The organism is Microbacterium sp. LMI13-1-1.1 (assembly GCF_040815625.1).
Lineage (GTDB): Bacteria > Actinomycetota > Actinomycetes > Actinomycetales > Microbacteriaceae > Microbacterium > Microbacterium forte.
The window spans coordinates 275,963-297,007 of sequence record NZ_JBFPNL010000001.1 but is presented as its reverse complement, the minus strand read 5'-3'; the positions used below and the strand labels follow the sequence as shown (position 1 = coordinate 297,007).

The following is a 21,045-nucleotide window of genomic DNA, read 5'->3' as shown; positions in this document are numbered from 1 at the left end:
CCTAGAGCGCGCAGCCTCAGAGAATGGCCAGCGACGTCGCACGCCAACGACGGTCGAGTCCTTCGAGACGGATCGCCACCGCCCGGGTGCGGCCCGGCCCCGCGACGACGACGACTGCTTCGACCTTGCCGTCGACGGGTTCTGTCACGCGGATCGAGAGGATCTCGAAAGTCGGGCGCGCAGGCGAGACCCCCCTCGCGCTGCGCGCCCTCGCCGAGAGGTTCGCCCGCGTCACCAGGCTCCGGTACGCGTCTTCATTGAACCAGCGGGCGAGCTGATCGACTTCTCTGACTCCCGCGAGCACCTCGAGCACGCCCTGTGTCAGGCTCCGCAGCAGCGGATGCGGATCCGGCAGCTCGGCGCGAGGCGTCGGCTGCGGTGCGAAGTACTCGTGAAGCATCATCTGAGGCACTCTCCATCGGGAAGACTGCGCCAAGTAGAGCATGCGCCCAGTCGCCGTTCGGGTCGCGTTCGGGATCTATGTGGATAACTCGTACATGCCTTCCCGGACATCGCTTACGGTGGGGCGCGTGCACTGGGATCGACTGTTCGAAGACCTCGAAGGCCAGCTCGCCTCGGAGTGGGAGAGCGAGCGCGTGGCGCTGGATGCCGAATCCGAACGATTGCGCATCTCGCGACTCGAGCTTCGCAGCCGCCTCAGGGTGCTCTGCGCCGCAGCAGCTCCGACCACCATCGACCTGCCCGGCGGAACTCGGGTGCGGGCCCGGCTCGACGCGCTCGGCTCGGATTGGATCGCCGCGACGATCGCGCAGGCCGAGGAATCGACCACGACGCGGTCGACCCTGATCGTTCCGTTGCACGCGGTGCGCGGGCTGACCGTCGATCATGGCCTGCTGCTGTCCAGTCTGGACGAGCATGACGGCTCCGCGCCTGTGCTCCGCGAGCGCATGTCGCTCGGCTTCGTTCTGCGTGATCTCGCCAGGCGGCGGGTGCCGGTGCGAATAGTCAGCGTCGACGACTCCGACATGCACGGAACGATCGACAGGGCGGGAGCGGATCATCTGGACCTCGCTCTGCATGATCCTGGCGAGGCGCGGATCGCCTCGGCCGTCCGCAGCTTTCAGATCATCCCGTTCACCGCGGTGTCCTCGGTGCAGACCGTCGGAGATCAGATGCCGTGACGGCGGGATGTACCCCAGACCTCCGGGAAGCTCGCCTCGTTGGCCTGACGCCACAGGGCCATCCGTCTGGCCTCTTCCGACTGCTCGTCGAGATACTCCGAAAGGCTCGACTCCTCGATGCGCCATCTGGCCGGCGCGCCGAGCTTGGACCCGCGCAGACGCGCCTCGTAGACGAGCTCGATGACTTCGTCGACCTCGATGCTCAGCAGCTCCGCCACCTGGGCCGGCGCGAGGAAGCCCTGCGCGGGCTGAGAGGAATGAGGCATGCTCCCATTGTCCTCCTGCCGTGCCGGAGCACCAGCGCCGATCCGATGCTGTGGATAAGTCTCGAGCGGGCTCATCGATTTCTGTGACCATGTCGACATGAGCAAGTTCGTCCGTTCCCGCCGCACCGTCTGGGGTGACGCCCGTTTTCTGATCGGCATCGCGGTCGTCGCGTTGTCGATCGGCGGCGTGTGGGCCGTCGTCTCCTCCTCGGGCACCACGACGCCGGTGCTTCAGGCGACGCGCACGATCGCTCTCGGTGAAACGCTTGTCTCAGAAGACTTCCAAGTGGTCGAAGTCGGACTCGGCACGGTGACGGACCGCTACCTGGCACCACAAGAGCTGCACGCCGGCCAGGTCGCGTCCCGCACGGTCTTCGCAGGAGAGCTCCTGGCCACCTCTGCCGCTGAGAGCGCCGATGCCAACAGGACGACCACGATCGTCGTCGAGAGCAGCACGGGGATCCCGGCCGATGTCGCCGCCGGGAGCGTCGTCGAGCTCTGGCATTCGCCACCGGTCGACGACAGTGGCAGTCAGGGTCCGCCTCGTGTCCTCGTGGCCGACGCCATCGTCACATCGGTCACGAAGGCGGAGGGGATGCTCTCGGCCGACGGCACGACCGCCGAGGTCGTGATCGACCGAGCGGATGTCCCCGAGGTGCTGGCCGCGATCACCGGCGGCTCTGTCCTCTCGGTCGTGCCGATCGGTTCGACCTCATGACCTCGGTCATCGTCGCTGTTCCGGAAGCGCGCGCGCGAGGTCTGGCCGACGAGCTCGAGATGGAGGGGATCACTGTGGTCTCCGTCGTGCCGCCGAACAGAGTCCTTCCTCTGCCCGAAGGCGTCGATGCGGCCATCGTCGTCGCCACTCGTGCCGTTCTGACATCCGAGCTCGTCGCCGAGTGCGACAGGGCTGGCGTGCGGATCATCCCGCTCGGCGACAGCGACAGCAGGCTGCTCGGACGCTACGGACTCACCACCGGGCTTCCGGCGGATGCGAACGGCTGGGAAGTCGCGGCAGCACTCACCGCTGATATCCCGCACATCACCGGGCAGGAAGCATCACCTCCGCATCGCGTCACGGTCGTGTGGGGCCCCTCCGGCGCCCCGGGAAGGTCGACCATCGCGATCCAACTCGCCGTCGAACTCTGCCGGACGGGGCGGCGCGCCGCCCTGGTCGATGCCGACACCGTCGCTCCGTCGCTTGCGCTGCTTCTGGGGCTCAGCGACGATGCACCCGGCATCGCCGCCGCGTGCCGACGCGCAGAACTCGGCGCACTCGACTCAGCCGAGCTCACAAGGCTGGCGACGATACTCGCGACGAGCGCAGGCGAGATCGAGGTCCTCGGCGGCATCAATCGGCCAGGGCGCTGGCCGGAACTCGGAGCGAGTCGTCTTCAGACCACTCTGCGCGCCTGCCGCAGCTGGGCGGAGGAGACCGTCGTCGACGTGGCGAGCGCCTTCGACGCAGACGACGAAGCGACCTACGACCTCGCCGGACCGCGCCGTCACGCGGCCACGGTCGCAGCGCTTGAGGAGGCGGATGCCATCATCGCGGTCGCGTCGGCCGACCCGCTCGGCATCAGTCGCTTCGTGAGGGAGCATGCCGAGCTCCGACGACTCACGGCCCCCACGCCCATCAGGGTCGTGGTGAACCGTGTCCGACCCGGCCCCCTGGGCATCGACGCGCGTGGTCAGATCCGGCGCACTCTCGAGAGATTCGCGGGCATCACCGACATCGCGTTCCTGCCGTTCGATCAGCGCGCCGCTGACTCCGCTCTGCTGCACGCCCGCCCGATGGCAGACCTCACCCCGCGTTCGACCCTGGTCGCCGGCGTGCGTCGGATCGCCGAGACGTACACCTCGGCGACGTCGCACACGTCTACTGGCGGTAGCTCGAGAGGAAGTTCCCGAGGCGCTCGACGGCTTCTGCGAGCACACGAGGCTCGGGGAGCGTGACCAGCCTGAGGTGGTCGGGCGTCGGCCAGTTGAAGCCGGTCCCCTGCACGAGAAGGATGTGCTCGGAGACCAACAGGTCGTAGACCAGCTTCGCATCGTCCCTGATCTCGTGGACATTCGGGTCGAGACGAGGGAAGGCGTACAGGGCACCGACCGGCTTGACGCAGGAGACACCGGGAATCGACTCGAGCCCCTCCCACGCGATGTCGCGCTGCTCGTGCAGGCGTCCGGTCGGAGCGATCAGCGCATCGATCGACTGCACTCCCCCGAGAGCCGCCTGCACCGCGTACTGCGCGGGGACGTTCGGGCAGAGGCGCGTGGACGCGAGGAGGTTGATCCCCTCGAGGAACCCCTTCGCGTGGTCCTGCGGCCCGGTGATGACAAGCCATCCGGACCGGAATCCGGCGACTCGATAGGTCTTCGAGAGCCCGTTGAACGTCAGGCACAGGAGATCAGGCGCCAGCGTGGCTGTCGGGATGTGCACCGCACCGTCGAACAGGATGCGGTCGTAGATCTCATCGGACAGCAGCAGCAGCTGGTTCTCCCTCGCGATCTGAACCATCCCCTCGAGGACCTCGCGAGAGTAGACCACGCCGGTCGGGTTGTTGGGGTTGATGATCACGAGTGCTTTGGTGCGAGGAGTGATCTTCGATCGGATGTCCTCGAGGTCGGGCTGCCAGCCGTTGTCCTCGTCGCAGAGGTAATGCACGGGAGTGCCGTCAGCCAGACTCGTCATGGCAGTCCACAGCGGATAGTCGGGGGCCGGGATGAGCACCTCATCGCCCTCGTCGAGGAGCGCCTGCATCGTCATCGTGATGAGCTCGGACACGCCGTTTCCGAGGAAGACGTCCTCGGGATCGAACCGGGGGAACCCGGGGATCTCCTCATACCGGCTGACCACGGCGCGGCGTGCCGAGATGATCCCCTTGCTGTCGCTGTATCCGTGCGCGGTCGGAAGCGCCGCGAGCATGTCGTGCACGATCTGGTGGGGTGCCTCGAAGCCGAAGATGGCGGGGTTTCCCGTGTTGAGCTTGAGGATCCGGTGTCCCTCGGCCTCGAGCCGCGCCGCCTCGACGAGCGTGTTTCCACGGATCTCGTACAGGACGTTCTTGAGCTTCGACGACTGGTCGAAGTGGCGCGTTGGTGTCATTGCGCAAGCCTACAATGACGCGAAGAAGGGCCGATCCATCCGGACCGGCCCCTCATCGAACTTCCTGGCTACTTCTTCTTCTTGCTCTGCGCCCGGCGCTGCTCACGGTTGCCGGCAGGTGCTGCGGGGGCCTCCGTGCGCTGGCCGAACGCACCGCGCGGAGCATCCTCGGCCTCGGCCGGCTCGGCCGGCGCCTGACGCGCGGCAGCCGCCTGACGGAGCTTCTCGGTCGCAGCCTGCTGAACCTGTCCTCGGTCGTCTCGGACCTCGACCTCGCCGGCATCGTTCGCCGCTGAGTACTCGAGGCGCTGGTCTCCGCCGCCTTCGGCGAGGCCCTTGGCCTCGACCTCGGCAGTCTGCGAGTCGCCCGCCCGGCGGACCTCGACCTCGAGGTTGTAGAGGTACCCGACGGACTCCTCCTTGATCTGACCCATCATCGACTGGAACATCGCGTAGCCCTCGCGCTGGTACTCGATGAGCGGGTCGCGCTGCGCCATCGCGCGAAGACCGATGCCGTCTTTGAGATAGTCCATCTCGTAGAGGTGATCGCGCCAGCGACGGTCGAGCACCTGGAGCACGACACGACGCTCGAGCTCACGGGTGGCCGCTTCTCCGAGCGACTCTTCGCGGGTCTCGTAGGCGATCTTCGCGTCCGAGAGCAGTTCGCGGGTCAGACCGTCCGCAGTGATACCGCCCTTGCGGCCGGCGGCCTCGGACACGACCTCGTCGATCGTCACGCTGACCGGGTAGAGCGTCTTGAGCTCCGTCCAGAGTGCGTCGAAGTCCCAGCTCTCGTTGTGCCCCTCGCCTGTGTGATCCCGCACCACGCCGCTGATCGCGTCTTCTATGAAGTGCTGCACCCGGTCGGCGATGTCGTCGCCCTGCAGGATGTGGCGACGGTCGGCGTAGATCGCCTCACGCTGACGATTCAGGACGTCGTCGTACTTGAGGACGTTCTTTCGCATCTCGGCGTTGCGGGACTCGACCTGCGACTGGGCGCTGCGGATGGCCCGCGACACGAGACCCGACTCGATCGGGACGTCATCGGGGAAGTTGGTTCGAGCCAGGATCGCCTCGGCGGCCCCCGACTGGAACAGACGCATCAGGTCGTCGGTGAGGCTCAGGTAGAAGCGGCTCTCACCCGGGTCGCCCTGACGACCGGAACGGCCTCGCAGCTGATTGTCGATCCGACGCGACTCGTGGCGCTCGGTGCCCAGGACGTAAAGGCCGCCGGCCTCGATGACCTTCTCGGCCTCCTCTGCCACGATCGCCTTCATCGACTCGTAGGTCTCGTCCCACGCGACCTCGTACTCCTCGGGCGTCTCGACCGGGTCGAGCCCCTTGCCCTTGAGTTCCTGCACGGCGAGGAACTCGGCGTTGCCGCCGAGCATGATGTCGGTTCCACGGCCAGCCATGTTGGTGGCGACGGTGACGGCGCCGAGTCGTCCGGCGCGTGCAACGATCTCGGCCTCGCGCGCGTGGTTCTTCGCGTTCAGGACCTCGTGCTTGACGCCCTTCTTCGCGAGGAGTCGCGACAGGTACTCGCTCTTCTCCACGCTGACGGTGCCGACCAGCACCGGCTGGCCGCTCGCGTGGCGCTCGGCGATGTCCTCGACGACCTGGGCGAACTTGGCGGTCTCGTTCTTGTAGACCAGATCCGACTGATCCTTGCGGATCATCGGCCGGTTCGTGGGGATCGGGATGACGCCGAGCTTGTAGGTCGACATGAACTCGGCCGCCTCGGTCTCGGCGGTACCGGTCATGCCGGCGAGCTTGTCGTAGAGACGGAAGTAGTTCTGCAGCGTGACGGTGGCGAGAGTCTGGTTCTCGGCCTTGACCGGCACGGCCTCCTTCGCCTCGATGGCCTGATGGATGCCCTCGTTGTAGCGGCGGCCGACCAGGATGCGGCCGGTGTGCTCGTCGACGATCATGACCTCGTCGTTCATGACGACGTAGTCGGTGTCCTTCTTGAAGAGCGCGAGAGCCTTGATCGAGTTGTTGAGGAACGAGATCAGGGGGGTGTTCGCGGACTCGTAGAGGTTGTCGATGCCGAGGTAGTCCTCGACCTTCTCGATGCCGGGTTCGAGCACGCCGACGGTGCGCTTCTTCTCGTCGACCTCGTAGTCGACGCCTGCTTCGAGGGTGCGGGCGATCTTCGCGAACTCGGCGAACCAGCGGTTGGCCTCACCTGATGAGGGGCCTGAGATGATCAACGGCGTCCGAGCCTCGTCGATGAGGATCGAGTCGACCTCGTCGACGATCGCGAAGTAGTGCTCACGCTGGACGAGGTCTTCCTTGCGCCACGCCATGTTGTCGCGAAGGTAATCGAAGCCGAACTCGTTGTTCGTGCCGTAGGTGATGTCCGACGCGTACTGCTCGCGGCGGACAGCCGGCGTCTGACCGGAGACGATGATGCCCGTCGACATGCCGAGTGCCCGGTACACGCGGCCCATGAGCTCGGCCTGGTAGCTCGCGAGGAAGTCGTTGACCGTGATCACGTGGACGCCCTCGCCCGCGATCGCATTCAGGTAGGCCGGGAACGTGGCGACCAGGGTCTTTCCCTCACCGGTCTTCATCTCGGCGATGTTGCCGAGGTGGAGTGCGGCACCACCCATGATCTGCACGTCGTACGCACGCATGCCGAGCGTTCGCTTCGCCGCCTCACGCACCGCGGCGAACGCCTCGGGCATGAGCTGGTCGAGAGACTCGCCCTTCGCGAACCGCTCGCGCAGCTCGGCGGTCTCGTTGCGCAGTTCGTCGTCCGTGAGCTTGGAGATGTCCTCTTCCAGCGCGTTCACGGCCTTGACCACCTGGTTCAGGCGACGGATGACCCGCCCTTCTCCAGCGCGCAGCAGCTTCTCAAGAGGATTCGCCACAGATGTCATCTCCCTGTCGATGGTTCCGGCGGCGCCGCTTGTCGGGCGCGTGCCAGGCATACCTTGTCATGTTACCCGTCCGTGACCTGGACGTCGTCCGCATGGCGCGTCGCCATGACGTTTCCGAGTATGTATATATTGTTCCTCGACACCGGGAGGTCCACATGTCGGTCCGACAGAGTCTGCTCGCGATCCTCGCGCAGGGCCCGTGCTACGGCTACCAGCTCCGTCACGAGTTCGACCGACGCACCGGCTCGGTCTGGCCGCTCAACGTCGGTCAGATCTACAACACGCTCGAGCGCCTCGAGCGCGACGGACTCGTCGAGCGTGGAGCCGCCGATCTGCAGGGCCACGTGTACTGGGAGATCACCGACGCCGGGTCGTTCGAGGTCGACCGTTGGCTGGCCTCCCCCGTCGCGCGGAGCCAGGCCACCCGCGACGAGCTCGCGATCAAGCTGGCCGTCGCGGCGACGCTTCCCGGCGCGGATGCGACTCGCGTGATCGAGACCCAGCGCGCGGCGTCTGAAGAGCATCTCGAGCAACTCACCACGGCGAGGGAGTCACGCGAGGACGACAGTCCCCAAGGGCTCGCGTGGTCGCTCGTCGTCGACTCGATGATCTTCACCGCAGAGGCAGAGCTCCGCTGGCTCGACCATGTGCAGACCCGTCTCGCACAGCATCCCCAGCACGCGCTCGCTCTGGAGCTCACGACCGAGCGACCGAAGCGCGGCCGTCCGTCGAGGACAGAGGTCGCGGCGCTCGCCTGAGCGCAGTTCGCCTCAAGCGTATGCACAGCCAGTGACGTCGCCCGGGAAACTAGGATCAGTCCTATGGCTGGAATATGGGGCAGACGCAAGCGCGAGCAGGAACAACTGGCCGCACAGGACGCCGACCTGGCTCGCCGCGCAGAGCAGGCACTCGTCTCCGCTGACGAGCGCATCAGGAGCACCTCCGACGAGTTGGCGTTCGCGGAGGCCGAGCTCGGCGAGCAGCTGACTCGGGATCTGAAGAAGGCGCTGAGCGCGGTGCGCACTCACCTGCGCGAGGCTTTTCAGCTCCACCAGCTCAACCACGACGAGATCCCCGATACTCCAGAGGAGCTCCGCACCCGCAACGCGCGGATCATGCAGCTGTGCGACTGGGCACAGGACCTGCTCGATGAGAAGACGTCGGACCTCGCGACATCGATCTCGAAGGTGCGTCGAGCGCCCGAGGTCATCGCCCAGGTGCGAGCCGATGCCGAGACGCTGAGCGCGCGGATCCCGCAGACCAACGAGACCGTCGCCCGTCTCTCCTCGCGATACGCGGATTCGGCGATGCACCAGATCGCGGCCAGCGCCGCGGAAGCCGAGCAGCTGATCGCCTTCGCCACTCATGGCGCCGCCGTGTCGGAGCGTCGACGCGCCGCGAAGCAGAACGAGGAGGCGAACCTCGCCCTCGAGACCGCGACCGAGGCGACGCGCCGCGCCTCCGCTCTGCTGGATGCCGTCGAGGACTTCGAGATCGAGGCGCTGCGCGCGGAGTCGACCCTCGCGGAGGTCGTCGCTGACTCGCGCAGTGACCTCATCGCGGCCCGGACCGCTCCGCAGGTGCCGGCGGTCACCGCTGCGGTCTCCGCCCTCCAGGACGCACTCAGCGCACTGTCGCCCGCAGGCTCACCCGGTGACCCCTTCGCGGAACTGTCGCGGCTGCGCGAGGCGAACACCGCGCTCGACGACGCGATCGCCACCGCCCGCCACCGTGAAGCGCACCCGCTGCCCAGCATCCAGCAGGTGCAGCACGCGATCGACGACGCGGATCGTCAGCTGGGCGTCGCTCGCGGACTCATCGCGGGGCACAGGGGCTGGATCGGTGCGGATGCCCGCACTCGCCTCGCAGAGGCCGAGAGGCTGCGCGTCGATCTCTCAGACCTGCTTCCGGCGGAAGAGACCCGCGATGAAGCGCTGGCCAGCGCTCGGCGCGTCGCGCACCTCGCCTCGGAAGCCCTGCAGCTCGCGCAGCGGGACATCGATTCATCCCGACCGCAGGACCAGGGGTGGGGTGGCGGCGACGGCTGGGGCGGAGGCGGCTGGAGCGGCGGCGGCCGACGCGGCGGGGGCAGCGACGTCGCCTCCGGGATTCTGGGCGGCCTGGTCATCGGGAGCATTCTCGACGGAATCTTCGACTGACCCGCATCCTCAGCACATGACGACGGCCCGACTCCTTCTGGAGCCGGGCCGTCGTCGTATCAGCCTCAGGAGGCGAGTGCCTCAGTGGGCGGAGCCTGCGTCTCGAGCGCGATCACACCGTAGTCCCAGCCCTTGCGTCGGTAGACGACGCTCGGGTGATCGGTGCGCACGTCGACGAACAGGAAGAAGTCGTGCCCGACCAGCTCCATCCGGTCGACGGCCTCTTCGACGGTCATCCATTCCGCGCCGAAGTTCTTGGTGCGGATGACCACCGGCGAGTAGACCTCGTCGTCGTCGTTCTGGATCGGCAAAGCGCCCGTCGCGACCGCGCGAAGGACCTCCACCGATGCCGGCTGGACGTCGATGCCCTCGAGCGCACCGCTCTCCTTCTCGAAGTGCGCCCCACGCGGATGCTGGCGTCCGTCGACTCGCTTCTCCTTGGCCCGACGAAGCTGTTCGGCCATCTTGTCGACGGCCATGTCGAGTGCGACGAACTTGTCTCCGTCCGTGGCCTCGGCGCGAACGACGGGCCCCTTGCTGATGAGCGTCAGCTCGACGGTCTCATCCGGCACATGACCGTTGCGATACACCCGGTGGGTGACTTTGACATCCAGCCGCTGCGCACGGGACGCGAACGTCTGGATCTTGGCGATCTTCTCTTCGACAACGGTGCGGAATCGGTCGGTGATACCCACCCCGACGCCAACGATGCTCGTTTCCATTGCTGCCTCCTTGTCCCGGTCCTCCCGGCCAAGGGCGGACCGTGGTCGCCTTGTGACCCCCAACGGTAGTCCGCCTGACCTCCGATGTCACGGGTCATTTGCTGCGTGTCTCCGATGCGTTCGCATTCCGTTCGCCGAGACGGGGTGTCGCGGCGAGCGCGACCGCCGAGACGACCCGGGCGCCGGCCTCTCTCAGCGTGCGAGCCGCTTCGTCGAAAGTCGCTCCCGTGGTCACGACGTCGTCCACGAGCACGATCGCCCCGCCCCCGATGGCCGGTCGTGATCGCATGCTCCCCCGCACGTTCTCCGCCCTGCTCGCCGAGTCGAGTCCGCGCTGATCCGCACGTCGCCCCCTCCGCACGAGCAGGCGATCCGGCGCCGCACCCGCCCGCCTGATCAGCAGATCGGGCACCCGGTAGCCCCGTCGTCGGAACGCACTCTGCGACGTGGGGATCGGCACCAGGCGCACCGGGTCATCGAGCTCGGCCTGCGCATCGACGACGCCCGCGAGAACCTCACCCAACGCCGCTCCGAGCGGGCGCGCGAGCATCGTCTCGCCGTCATCCTTGAGCCTGCGGATGCACCGGGACGCGATGGACTCGAACGGCATGGCGGCCCGGACGAGCAGGCCGCTCGGCGTGCGTCGCATCAAGGGCGCTGCTCGGATGCCCTCTCGACACGCGTCGCACAGCATCGTCTCAGGGCGACCGCAGCCTGCGCAGGTCGCTGCGAGCAGCAGAGCGAGCACCTCGACACCGATGGCACGGGCGAGCGGATGCGAGAGCATCCGTCGATTCTGACCCACCGGCCGAGGCCTCTCGACCGCAGACCTGTGCGGAACCCGCCCGCTGTGAGTGTTCAGCCCTCACAGGTCCGCCGTGTAGAGGCAGTCGCGCTCAGTGACCTGCTCGGGTGGCGAGCAGCGAGACTCCCGTGACCGATTCGCTCCACGCCGACCCGGTTCGCGCGAACACAGCACCCTCGGCGCCGAGGACCCGCAGGCCGGTAGCGGCTCGCGCACCCGCGATCGACACCGCGCCCGTCGGGCCGACCTCGGTCTCGCCCGGCCCTCCGACCACCTGCGTGACGACCATCCGGTCGCCCGGGTCGGTCAGCAGGCCCAGACGGTCGGCCCCCAGCCAGACGAGCCCCACAGCGCTGCCGTCGAGCTGCGCGATCGGCTCGGTCGGGCCGAGTTCGGTGGGCAGTCCCGTCTCGTCGCGGATCACCGAGGAGACGACGATCCAGCGTTCTCCTCCGATCACGACGACTGCAGCCACTCGGGCGCCATCGGCGGAGACTCGGATGGCGGAGACCGTCGACGCCTCGGGCCACGCGCCCGCGATGGTCTGCGGGGCGACGTCGCTGCCGATCGCCTGCAGAGCGGCAGGCGCATTCGAGGGCACCGACCAGGTGTAGTCGTAGGGGTCCAGCGACGGCCGCACCAGCGACGGGCGCGCATCCAGTTCATCGAAGCCGCCGTCTCCAGCGAGCCACACATGGCCGTCGATCAGCTGCACGGCCGCGCGAGAGCTGTCGACCGACACGTCGATCGCTGTGACCGGCTGACCCGCGTTGAGGATCTGATCCGTGACACCCGGGATCGGGGTGATCTCGCCACCCACCAGCATCCCGAACGTCCCGTCCTTGATCACGAGACTGCCTGCATCCGCCGTATCGGTCACGACCTCGACGACACCGGCTTCCAACGCCCGCCCGTCGACCGTGAAACGCACCTGGTCGATCTGCACCCCCGCAGCGACGAGGGTGGCCTGAAGCTGCGTGCGCATGCGTGCGAGGGTCGTGGGGTCGAGACCGAGGGCCGCTCGGTTCAGTGCGACATCGGCGATCTGATCCGGGTCGATCGGAACGGCGTCGCGGGCGAGCTGCACTTCCTGTGGGAACGCGCTCTGCACCGCGGGGTCGAGCCACGGCCGCGGTGCCCCGCCGATCAGCGACTGCGCGATGGTCGTGGCGACCGTGGCGCGTCTGGGGAACCAGCGCACGTCGGGCACGAGACGCTCCCAGGTCTGGTCGAAGTACTGCAGTGCGTAGTCGTCATAGACCCGCGCGAACCTCGACTCGTCGATCACCACACCGTCCGGAGCCTCGGCGATCCGCCATTGGCCCTTCGTGCGCTCGACCACGAAGGCGGAGTTGGAGGCGCCGAAGGCCTCGGAGTACGCCCCGGTCGCGTCGACGCTGGCTATCTGGTCGAAGGTGACTCGCACGTCGGCGGTGTCTCCGTCCTCCGCCTCGCTGTCGTCCTCGACGTTCGAGACGAACGAACGCGTCGCGGCGCTCACGTCGATCGACACCCCGGTGTTCGGACGCCAGGTCGACGCGAGTTCCGGGGTGAGGAATCTGCGAGCGGTGTCCCAGTTGTCAGCGGGAGTGATCGCCGCCTCCATGAAGCCCTCGACGATCTCCTCCGGGCCTGCGCCGTCGACGGGATCTGAGGCGAGCGGAAGGAAGTCCTGACCCTCCGGAGACGCCCCGAGCGGATTGCCCCTCTGCACGTCTCCGGTCGTCGGGAGGCCCGTGCACGCAGACAGGAGAAGCGCAGCTGTCGCGATAGCGAGTCCGCGCAGCGTGCGTCGGGTCCTGGCCGTCATTCGATGCTCCCTCGATCGAAGAGCTCGGCCGGCACGTCGGCGAGTTGGATCGGCTGCGTGGCGTCGCCGGGTTCGCCGAGGCGCTCCTGAGGCTCGATGGGGATGGGCGAAGGGCCCTCCGTCGCGTCACCCCGACGAGGCAGTGTCAGCACGAAGTTCGTGCCGACCCCGAGCTCGGACCAGACATCGAGCGATCCACCGTGCAGAGTCGCGTCACCGAGCGCGATCGACAGTCCGAGCCCCGTGCCCCCCAGCGTGCGCTGGCGAGAGGGGTCCGCCCGCCAGAATCTGTCGAACACCCGCTCCGCATCGGCCGGATCCATGCCGAGACCGAAATCCCGGACACCGGCGGCCACGGCGTGCTGGTTGCTGTCGACGGTGACCACGATGGGCCTGCCCTCGCCGTGCTCGATCGCGTTGCCGATCAGGTTGCGAAGCACTCGGCGCACTCGCCGCGGATCCATGTCGACCGGCGAGTACCCGCCCGGTGCCACGAGCCTCAGCTCGCTGCCCCGGTCGTCGGCGAGAGGCTGCATCTGTTCGATGATGTCCTCGGCGAGGTGCGCGAGACTCGTGGCCTCGAGTTCGAGCTGCACGGAGCCCGCGTCGTAGCGACTGATCTCGAGCAGGTCCGACAGCAGAGTCTCGAAACGCTGCACCTGCGTGTGGAGGAGTTCGGTGGTGCGTGCGGTCGTCGGGTCGAAGGCACCCCGCTGGTCGTTCAGCATGTCGGCCGCGAGACGGATCGTGGTGAGCGGAGTCCGCAACTCGTGCGACACATCCGACACGAAGCGCTGCTGCACGAGCGACAGCTCGCCCAGTTCTTTGATCTGGGACTCGATGCTGTCGGCCATGGCGTTGAAGGAGCGTCCGAGCGTGGCGATCTCGTCTTCGCCGTGCACGTCGATGCGGACACCGAGGTCGCCCGAGGCCAGTCGCGCGCTCGTCTCGGCGGCCTCGACGATGGGGGTCGACACCGTGCGGAGAACGATGAAGGAGATCGCGGCGACGATGGCGACGAGGCCGATGCCGGCGACCCAGAGGGTGCGCTGCACGAACAGCAGGGTGTTGTCGGCATCGGCCAGGTCGTAGGCGAAGTAGATCGCGAACGGACCGGCCTCGGGCACTCGCAGCTGCTGGCCGACGATGATCCCTGGGACTTCCCGACCGCCGACCTCGAGCGACACGGACTGCCACGACTGCCAGTCGTCGAACTCGACCACCCTGTTTCTCAGGCCGGAGCTGATCAGGTTGTCGCTGAGCCCTGCGGTGAAGCCGTTGAGCGGGATGTCCGGGTCGACCTCCATGCGGAATCCGGCGAGGCCCTCGGCCGTCGAATTGCGTCCCAGGTCCTCCTGCACGCTGTCCCAGAGTTCGGGGAGGGCGGCCGGATCGTCGCCGAGCGCAGTGGCGTCGAGGGTCGCCTGAGCCTGATTCACCGAGCGCGCCGCATCTTCGAGCGCTTCGTTCTTGCGCGACTCGAAGAGATCGCTCTGGATCACGAGCGCCATGGTGACGCAGGTGATCAGGATCGCCGTCGACGTCAGCAGAAGCGTGATCGTCAGCGTTCGGAACCGCAGGGAACTGCGCCACAGCGCCCGGAGGACGGTCGGCCAACCACGCCAGTCGCGGATGACAGCGACCGCCGTGGTGGTCGCTGTGGTCGCGGCCATCGTGGTCCTAGCCCGCGCCCCCGGCACGGTAGCCGACGCCCCGCACCGTCATGACGATCTTGGGGTTGTCCGGGTCGAGCTCGACCTTCGCCCGCAGGCGCTGCACGTGCACGTTCACCAGGCGTGTGTCGGCCTTGTAGTGATAGCCCCAGACCTGCTCGAGCAGCATCTCTCGCGAGAACACCTGCTGCGGCTTCGAAGCCAGCGCGACGAGCAGCTGGAACTCCAGAGGCGTCAGGGCGATGGGAGCCGTGCCACGGCGCACCTCATGGGCATCGACGTCGACGGTGAGGTCTCCCACTCGCAGCTGCTCCCCCACGTTCTGCGACGTAGGCCTCAACCGCGTACGGATGCGCGCGACGAGCTCCTTCGGGTTGAAGGGCTTGACGATGTAGTCGTCGGCTCCGACCTCGAGCCCTCGCACCACGTCTGCCGTGTCGCTGCGGGCGGTGAGCATGATGACAGGGACGCCGGATTCGGCGCGGATCCGGGAGCAGATCTCGATGCCGTCCATGCCTGGAAGCATCAGGTCGAGCAGCACGAGGTCCGGACGCTGTGTGCGCCATTCATCGACCGCCCGCGCACCGTCGGCGCAGAACACCGGCTCGAAGCCCTCGGTGCGCAGCACGATGCCGATCATCTCGGCGAGCGCGGTGTCGTCGTCGACCACAAGAATGCGTGAGGTCATAACTGTTACCTTATGGCACTCAGTACCACAGCCCCCATGTCTACGCGCCGACGGGTCTTGTGACACGATGGGAGCGCACGACGGAGGGAGTGCCGGTGAGCGGCCAGACGTGGACCCCTGCCCCGAAGAAGGGCATCATCCCCCTGCATCCGCTGACATTCGGGATGCTGCTGAGCAAGTCGTTCGTCGCGCTGCGGCACAACCCCAAGGTCCTCTTCGGCTTCGGGGTGGTGATCCAGCTGGCGGTCGTCGTGCTGAGCGCCACGGTGATGGGCTTCGTGTTCGTCACCACGTTCACGCGACTCGAGTCGCTGTCGCCCTCCTCTGCGGACTTCGAAGCCGTGTTCGCAGGCACCATCGCGATGAACATCGTCGCCGGCATCGCCGTGGGCCTCGCATCCGTCGCCTTCACCGCCCTGATGCAGGGCGTCGTCGCAGCCGAGGTCGGCTTCGCCGCGATCGGGGTGAAGGCGAGCCTCAAGACCCTCTGGCGCAAGATGATCCCGTCGTTCTGGCGGCTCGCGGCGTTCGCGTCGCTCTCCGTCATCTTCGTCTTCGGCGTGATCGTGATCCTCTTCGTCATCATCGCCGGCTTCGTCGCGAGTGGGCTCGGCGGTTCCGTCGAAGCCATTGGCGGGATCGTCATCCTCATCGTGGTCCTGCTGCTCGCCATCGTCCCCCTCATGGTCTGGCTTACGACCAAACTGCTCCTCGTGCCGTCGATCCTCGTGCTCGAGCGAGCGAAGTTCCGCGATGCGCTCGTGCGCTCGTGGCGCCTCACCCGCGGTCGTTTCTGGATCGCCTGGGGAGTCACCTTCCTCATCGGGGCCATCATGGGTGTGGCGATGCAGCTCGTGAATCTGCCCGTCTCACTGGTGAGCTCGATGCTCGGGTCGACCATCGCTCCGACCGGCTCTGCCGACACCGCGGCGATCATGGGGTTCGTCTTCGCACTCCTCGCCCCGCAGATCCTGCTGCTCGTGCTGCAGGCCATCACCCTCGTGGTGCAGAGCACCGCCGGGACCCTGGTGTATCTCGACAGCCGGATGCGGTACGAGGGTCTCGATCAGGCGCTGATCAGTCACGTCGAGAGACGCGATCTCGGATGGACGGACGAGCAGCTCGGCGATCCGTTCGCCGTCGATCCGGCACGCGCCGTCTCGAGCGCTCCGCCGCCGAAGCAGGTCCCGGAATGGGCCACGATGACGGCTGCCGGTTATGAGATGCCGCAGTACCCGGCACAGCAATACCCCGCACAGCAGTACTCAGGGCAGCCGCCCTACGCCCAGCAATACCCGGCGCCGCAGTACCCGGGGCCGCAGTACCCGGGGCCGCAGTACCCGGCGCAGCCCTACCCGGCGCAGCAGTACTCAGGGCGGCCGCCCTACGCTCAGCAGTACCCGGCGCAGTCATACCCGGCGCAGTCATACCCGGCGCAGCCGCCGTATCCGGGAGCGGTCGCACCTGCCCCGCCTCAGTCGCCCGCGGGCGCCTCGGCGCCGCCCGCGTACTCGCCCCCTGCTGCTCCCCCGACTCCTGCGGCTCCTGCGGCTTCGCCGGCTTCCCCCGACGAATCCACCTGGGCCGCGCCCGGAGCCGGCAGCGAAGGACCTGCATGATCCGCTCGCTCGACGACGTGTGGGTCCCCGACGGAGACGATGCGCGGCAATGGGCCGAGCAGGAGCTCTCCGATCCGCGCTACGCCGATGCGAAGCCCACCTGGTTCGACCTCGTCGCGCGTGACATCGGACGATTCCTCGCCGACCTGTTCAGCTCCGACAACGGCGCCAGCGTGGGGCCCTCTGCCTTGATCATCGTGAGCATCATCGTCTTCGGCGCCCTCGTGGCGGCGCTCATCATCTGGGGCCGCCCGCGCCGCGCCCAGGCTGTCCGTCGGCCCGGATCCGGCCTCCTCGGCGCGGACGACGACCGCTCGGCCGCGCAGCTGCGAGCCGATGCCGATCGCTGTGCACGCGGAGGCGACTGGGACGAGGCGACCATCCTGCGATTCCGCGCGCTCGCCCGAGGGCTCCTCGAGCGCGACCTCATCGATCCCTCCCCGGGAGCGACCGCGCAGGCGATCGCGCGCGAGGTCTCGGTCGTGTTCCCTGCGGAGACGACACCGGTGCGCCAGGCTGCGATCTCCTTCGACGACGTGCGCTACCTCCGGCATCCCGCGACTGCTGAGCGCTATGCCGAGCTCGCGGCCACCGACGACCGTCTGAGTGCGCTGCGCCCAGAGGCGGTACCCGCGTGAGCGTGGTCGAGCAGCGCGATGCCCCGACGTCGACGGCCGAACGCGCGCCTCGTGGCAGACGATCGCGGTCGCTGCTCGGGTGGGCGATCGTCGTGGCGCTCGTTCTCGGCGGCGTCTTCGTGGCGATACAGGTCGGCGTGCGCATGCCCGATCAACGCGGCTCACTCGATCCGGAGAGCGTAGGCGATTCCGGAGCCATGGCCATCGCCCGGATCCTGGAGGACAACGGCGTCGAGGTCTCGGTGTTTCGCTCGCGGAACGAGGCACGAGCTGCGCTCGACGACGACGCCACACTCGTGATGGCCAATCCCTTTACGCTCTCCGACGACGGGATCTCCGAGCTGATCGAACCGGCCCAGCGAGTCGTGTTCCTCTCGAGCAGCACTCATCTGCTGACCCTTCTGCGCATCGGCGAGAACGCCACGCCGGACTCGACTCCGGTGCCGGCCGACTGCGGCGCCCCCGAGTTCGCGGATGTCGGCCCCATCCGCCCTGATCGGCTGTTCACGCCGGCCGACGGCGTGGAGGGCTGCTTCGGCGCGGGCGACGCGGCGGCCGTGCTCATCGACGAGACCGACGGCAAGACGCACGCCGTCGTCGAGGGCGCGCGTCTCTTCAGCAACGCCTACCTCGCGGAAGACGGGAACGCCGCCCTCGGACTCGCTCTGCTCGGTCAGACCGATCGGGTCGTCTGGTACGTGCCCAGCTTCGACGACACCGACATCGAAGGCGAGACCGACGACACGCTCGGCTCGCTCACGCCCGGGTGGGTGACGCCCGCCATCCTGCTGCTCATGATCGCCGGCGTCGCAGCAGCGCTGTGGCGCGGACAGCGCTTCGGACCTCTCGTCGCCGAGACTCTTCCGGTGACAGTGCGCGCCTCGGAGACGATGCACGGACGGGCGCGCTTGACAGCGAAGGCAGGCGACGCCGGGCATGCGGCCGAGGCGATCCGCGACGGCAGCAGGCGTCGGCTCGCGCGCAGGCTCGGACTCGCCGTGACCGCGGGCGCCGAGGAGGTCGCGGATGCCGCGGCCGATCGGCTGCGCATCCCCCGCGGATCTCTGCACGACCTGCTCGGGGGTGCGACGCCTGCCGATGATCCATCGCTGATCGACCTCGCGCGGCGCCTGCAAGAGCTCGAGAGCGCGGTCGACGCCTCCTCCTTCACGGAGCGGAGATCCGAATGATCCGCCGAACCCACCGAACCGCCGTCCATCCATCCGAACGGAAGCCGAGGACACCACGTGACCGCTGAGACATTCAACGACGCCGAACTGCGTCAGGCCATGCACCGTGTGCGCACAGAGGTCGACAAGGCTGTCGTCGGCCAGGCGGGCACCGTGACCGGCCTGCTGGTGTCGCTGCTGGCACGAGGACACGTGCTGCTCGAAGGCGTGCCGGGGGTGGCGAAGACGCTGGTCGTGCGCTCGTTCGCGCGAGCGCTGGGCCTCGACACGAAGCGCGTGCAGTTCACGCCCGACCTCATGCCCGGAGACGTCACCGGCTCGCTCGTGTACGACGCCAGGACGGGCGAGTTCGACTTCCGTGCGGGCCCGGTGTTCACGAACATCCTGCTCGCCGACGAGATCAACCGCACGCCCCCGAAGACGCAGGCCGCCCTGCTGGAGGCGATGGAGGAGCGGCAGGTGTCCGCCGACGGCGTCAGCCGCCCACTGCCCGATCCGTTCCTCGTCGCGGCGACGCAGAACCCGATCGAGCACGAGGGCACCTACTCGCTTCCGGAGGCGCAGCTCGACCGCTTCCTCATGAAGCTCGTCGTGGGAATGCCTGAGCGGGACGCCGAAGTGTCGGTGCTCCGCAAGCACGCGTCGGGCTTCTCGCCTCGCGAGCTCACCGGCGTCGAGGCCACCGTCTCCGCCGACGAGATCCGGGCGGCGCAGGATGCAGCCGGGCGCGTCGAGGTCACCGATGACGTCCTCGGCTACGTCGTCGATCTCGCCAGGGCGACGCGCCAGTCGCCATCGGTCGAGCTCGGCGCGAGTCCTCGCGCCTCGACGGGCCTGCTGGCCGCTGCGAAGGCGTGGGCGTGGCTCAACGCATCGACTGCGGTCACCCCTGATCACGTGCAGACCATGCTCGTGCCGGTCTGGCGACACCGACTGCAGCTGCGGCCGGACGCGCAGATGGAGGGCGTGTCGGCGGATGCCGTGCTCACGTCCGTCGTGCAGCAGACCAGGGTGCCGATCTAGGTGTTCGTCACCGGCCGTCTCGCGCTTGCCGTCGCCGTCGGCATCGTCCCGCTCGTCCTCGCCGGGCTCGCGGAGTTCCCGCCGTATGCCGCGCTGGGCATCTGGGTGCTGCTGTGCGTGCTGCTGGTGGTGCTGGACGTACTGCTGGCACCGAGCCCTCGCTCCGTCGTCGTGACGAGGCGCGTGCCGGCCCGCGCCCGGATCGGAGAACTGGTTCCGGTAAGCGTCGCGCTGCAGAATCAGGGCAGCCGCACCCTGCACGCGGTGATCCGTGATGCATGGCAGCCGACGGCGGGCGCGGGCGAGGCGCGTCAGCGACTCAGCATCCCACCGGGCGAACGGCGGCGCGTCTCGATGCCGCTGCTTCCCCGGCGTCGAGGGGAGCTCGCAAGCGAGTTCGTGATGATCCGGTCGCGGGGTCCGCTCGGCCTCGCCGGACGGCAGGCCCGCCACACGGTGCGGGGAACCGTCCGGGTGCTCCCTGCCTTCTCGTCGCGCAAGCACCTGCCTTCGCGGCTGGCACGGCTGCGGGAGCTGGACGGCAACACGAGCATCCAGGTGCGCGGTCAGGGGACCGAGTTCGACTCTCTGCGGGAGTATGTCCGGGGCGACGACGTACGGTCCATCGACTGGCGGGCGACCGCCCGGGCGGGAACCACGATGCTGAGGACGTGGCGACCCGAGCGCGACCGCCACGTCGTGATCATCATCGATACGGGGCGCACCGCGGCTGCGCGCGTCGGCGACGGAACGAGAGTGGACGCCGCCCTCGAGGCATCGCTCCTGCTCGCTGCCCTCGCGGCGCGAGCGGGTGACCACGTGCATCTGCTCATGTACGACCGTGTCGTGCGGGCTCGAGTCACGGGCGTCGACGGCGCCGCGCTTCTGCCCGCCATGACGGACGCGATGGCCCCGGTGCACGCCCGCCTCGTCGACACCGACTGGCCGGGCGCGTTCGCCGCGGTTCGCACCCTCACGACCCGCCCCGCGCTGATCGTCGTGCTGACCGCACAGGATGCCGCTGAGTCGGCACGCGGATTCCTCGGCGCCTTCCCCGATGCGAGCAGGGCGACGTCCATCCTCGTCGGATCCGTCACGGACGACGGCATCGCGGATCTCGCGATGCAGCGTGGTTCGCGCGAGGAGATCTACCTCGCCGCCGCCGCCGAACGCACCATGCGCGACGCGGAGAACGTGGCCGATGCGGTGCGTCGCGCCGGAGGCGAGGCCATCGCCGCCGATCCTGAGACACTGCCGCCTCGGATCGCCGACCGATACCTCGAGCTGAAGGCCTCAGGGCGGCTGTGAACCGCTGAGAC

General features: G+C 68.1%; 19 protein-coding genes. 10 read left to right on the top strand and 9 right to left on the bottom strand.

Translation table 11 applies throughout. The features are described from left to right. Positions 1–16 precede the first annotated feature (16 nt). Entirely contained in the window at positions 17–403 is a 387-nt protein-coding gene (locus MRBLMI13_RS01380) for an Rv3235 family protein (RefSeq protein ID WP_367820958.1), read from the bottom strand. Between the two features lie 127 nt (positions 404–530). Here MRBLMI13_RS01380 and MRBLMI13_RS01375 point away from each other — a divergent pair, with 127 nt between their 5' ends. Next, positions 531–1,142, top strand: a complete 612-nt coding sequence (locus MRBLMI13_RS01375; RefSeq protein WP_367820960.1) for a hypothetical protein — start codon at positions 531–533, stop codon at positions 1,140–1,142. On the opposite strand, the gene MRBLMI13_RS01370 is transcribed toward MRBLMI13_RS01375, so the two are convergent. After that, positions 1,130–1,408, bottom strand: coding sequence for a helix-turn-helix domain-containing protein (locus MRBLMI13_RS01370; protein WP_367820962.1), 279 nt, complete (start codon positions 1,406–1,408; stop codon positions 1,130–1,132). The genes MRBLMI13_RS01375 and MRBLMI13_RS01370 overlap by 13 nt on opposite strands. A gap of 97 nt (positions 1,409–1,505) precedes the next feature. On the opposite strand from MRBLMI13_RS01370, the gene MRBLMI13_RS01365 reads away from it, so the two are divergent. Together MRBLMI13_RS01365 and MRBLMI13_RS01360 are read left to right on the top strand one after the other, a co-directional pair. Continuing rightward, a complete protein-coding gene (locus tag MRBLMI13_RS01365; RefSeq protein ID WP_367820964.1) occupies positions 1,506–2,126 on the top strand; it encodes an SAF domain-containing protein in 621 nt (206 codons plus the stop codon). Next, positions 2,123–3,364, top strand: coding sequence for an AAA family ATPase (locus MRBLMI13_RS01360; protein WP_367820966.1), 1,242 nt, complete (start codon positions 2,123–2,125; stop codon positions 3,362–3,364). Before MRBLMI13_RS01365 ends, MRBLMI13_RS01360 begins: the two co-directional genes overlap by 4 nt. On the opposite strand, the gene MRBLMI13_RS01355 is transcribed toward MRBLMI13_RS01360, so the two are convergent. Both MRBLMI13_RS01355 and secA read right to left on the bottom strand, forming a co-directional pair. After that, positions 3,288–4,514, bottom strand: coding sequence for a pyridoxal phosphate-dependent aminotransferase (locus MRBLMI13_RS01355; RefSeq protein ID WP_042541921.1), 1,227 nt, complete (start codon positions 4,512–4,514; stop codon positions 3,288–3,290). The two genes, MRBLMI13_RS01360 and MRBLMI13_RS01355, sit on opposite strands and share 77 nt — an antisense overlap. Positions 4,515–4,582: 68 nt before the next feature. Continuing rightward, positions 4,583–7,390, bottom strand: a complete 2,808-nt coding sequence (secA, locus tag MRBLMI13_RS01350; RefSeq protein ID WP_056376507.1) for a preprotein translocase subunit SecA — start codon at positions 7,388–7,390, stop codon at positions 4,583–4,585. A 164-nt stretch (positions 7,391–7,554) separates the two neighbouring features. Between secA and MRBLMI13_RS01345 the strand changes: the two genes are divergently transcribed. Both MRBLMI13_RS01345 and MRBLMI13_RS01340 read left to right on the top strand, forming a co-directional pair. Next, the gene (locus MRBLMI13_RS01345) at positions 7,555–8,157 is read left to right on the top strand and encodes a PadR family transcriptional regulator (RefSeq protein ID WP_367820969.1); all 603 of its coding nucleotides are present in this window, start codon (positions 7,555–7,557) and stop codon (positions 8,155–8,157) included. A 63-nt stretch (positions 8,158–8,220) separates the two neighbouring features. Beyond that, positions 8,221–9,558 (top strand): hypothetical protein, encoded by a 1,338-nt coding sequence (locus MRBLMI13_RS01340; RefSeq protein ID WP_079112592.1) that lies wholly within the window; start codon positions 8,221–8,223, stop codon positions 9,556–9,558. 65 nt (positions 9,559–9,623) lie between these two features. Here MRBLMI13_RS01340 and hpf read toward each other — a convergent pair whose 3' ends face one another. From hpf to mtrA, 5 genes are all read right to left on the bottom strand, one after another. Next, positions 9,624–10,280: a ribosome hibernation-promoting factor, HPF/YfiA family gene (hpf, locus tag MRBLMI13_RS01335; RefSeq protein ID WP_367820971.1), complete on the bottom strand. Its 657-nt coding sequence runs from the start codon at positions 10,278–10,280 to the stop codon at positions 9,624–9,626. Between the two features lie 94 nt (positions 10,281–10,374). Continuing rightward, a complete protein-coding gene (locus MRBLMI13_RS01330) occupies positions 10,375–11,067 on the bottom strand; it encodes a ComF family protein (RefSeq protein WP_367820973.1) in 693 nt (230 codons plus the stop codon). 109 nt (positions 11,068–11,176) lie between these two features. Continuing rightward, positions 11,177–12,895 carry an LpqB family beta-propeller domain-containing protein gene (locus tag MRBLMI13_RS01325; RefSeq protein WP_367820975.1) on the bottom strand — a complete coding sequence of 573 codons (1,719 nt, stop codon included), beginning with the start codon at positions 12,893–12,895 and terminating at the stop codon, positions 11,177–11,179. After that, positions 12,892–14,568 carry an MtrAB system histidine kinase MtrB gene (gene mtrB / locus MRBLMI13_RS01320; RefSeq protein WP_042541928.1) on the bottom strand — a complete coding sequence of 559 codons (1,677 nt, stop codon included), beginning with the start codon at positions 14,566–14,568 and terminating at the stop codon, positions 12,892–12,894. The genes MRBLMI13_RS01325 and mtrB overlap by 4 nt, the downstream gene beginning before the upstream one ends. A gap of 7 nt (positions 14,569–14,575) precedes the next feature. Then, positions 14,576–15,256, bottom strand: a complete 681-nt coding sequence (mtrA, locus tag MRBLMI13_RS01315) for an MtrAB system response regulator MtrA (RefSeq protein WP_056376242.1) — start codon at positions 15,254–15,256, stop codon at positions 14,576–14,578. A gap of 95 nt (positions 15,257–15,351) precedes the next feature. Here mtrA and MRBLMI13_RS01310 point away from each other — a divergent pair, with 95 nt between their 5' ends. The 5 genes from MRBLMI13_RS01310 (at position 15,352) to MRBLMI13_RS01290 (ending at position 21,034) form a co-directional block, all read left to right on the top strand. After that, on the top strand, positions 15,352–16,875 hold the full coding sequence (locus tag MRBLMI13_RS01310; RefSeq protein WP_367820978.1) for a glycerophosphoryl diester phosphodiesterase membrane domain-containing protein: 1,524 nt from the start codon (positions 15,352–15,354) through the stop codon (positions 16,873–16,875). Further along, entirely contained in the window at positions 16,872–17,513 is a 642-nt protein-coding gene (locus tag MRBLMI13_RS01305; protein ID WP_042541930.1) for a DUF4129 domain-containing protein, read from the top strand. Before MRBLMI13_RS01310 ends, MRBLMI13_RS01305 begins: the two co-directional genes overlap by 4 nt. Continuing rightward, complete coding sequence (locus tag MRBLMI13_RS01300) at positions 17,510–18,703, top strand: DUF4350 domain-containing protein (RefSeq protein WP_367820980.1); 1,194 nt, start codon at positions 17,510–17,512, stop codon at positions 18,701–18,703. The genes MRBLMI13_RS01305 and MRBLMI13_RS01300 overlap by 4 nt, the downstream gene beginning before the upstream one ends. Positions 18,704–18,802: 99 nt before the next feature. Then, positions 18,803–19,726 carry an AAA family ATPase gene (locus tag MRBLMI13_RS01295; RefSeq protein WP_042542171.1) on the top strand — a complete coding sequence of 308 codons (924 nt, stop codon included), beginning with the start codon at positions 18,803–18,805 and terminating at the stop codon, positions 19,724–19,726. Beyond that, positions 19,727–21,034 (top strand): DUF58 domain-containing protein, encoded by a 1,308-nt coding sequence (locus tag MRBLMI13_RS01290; RefSeq protein WP_367820982.1) that lies wholly within the window; start codon positions 19,727–19,729, stop codon positions 21,032–21,034. The last annotated feature ends 11 nt before the right edge of the window (positions 21,035–21,045 follow it).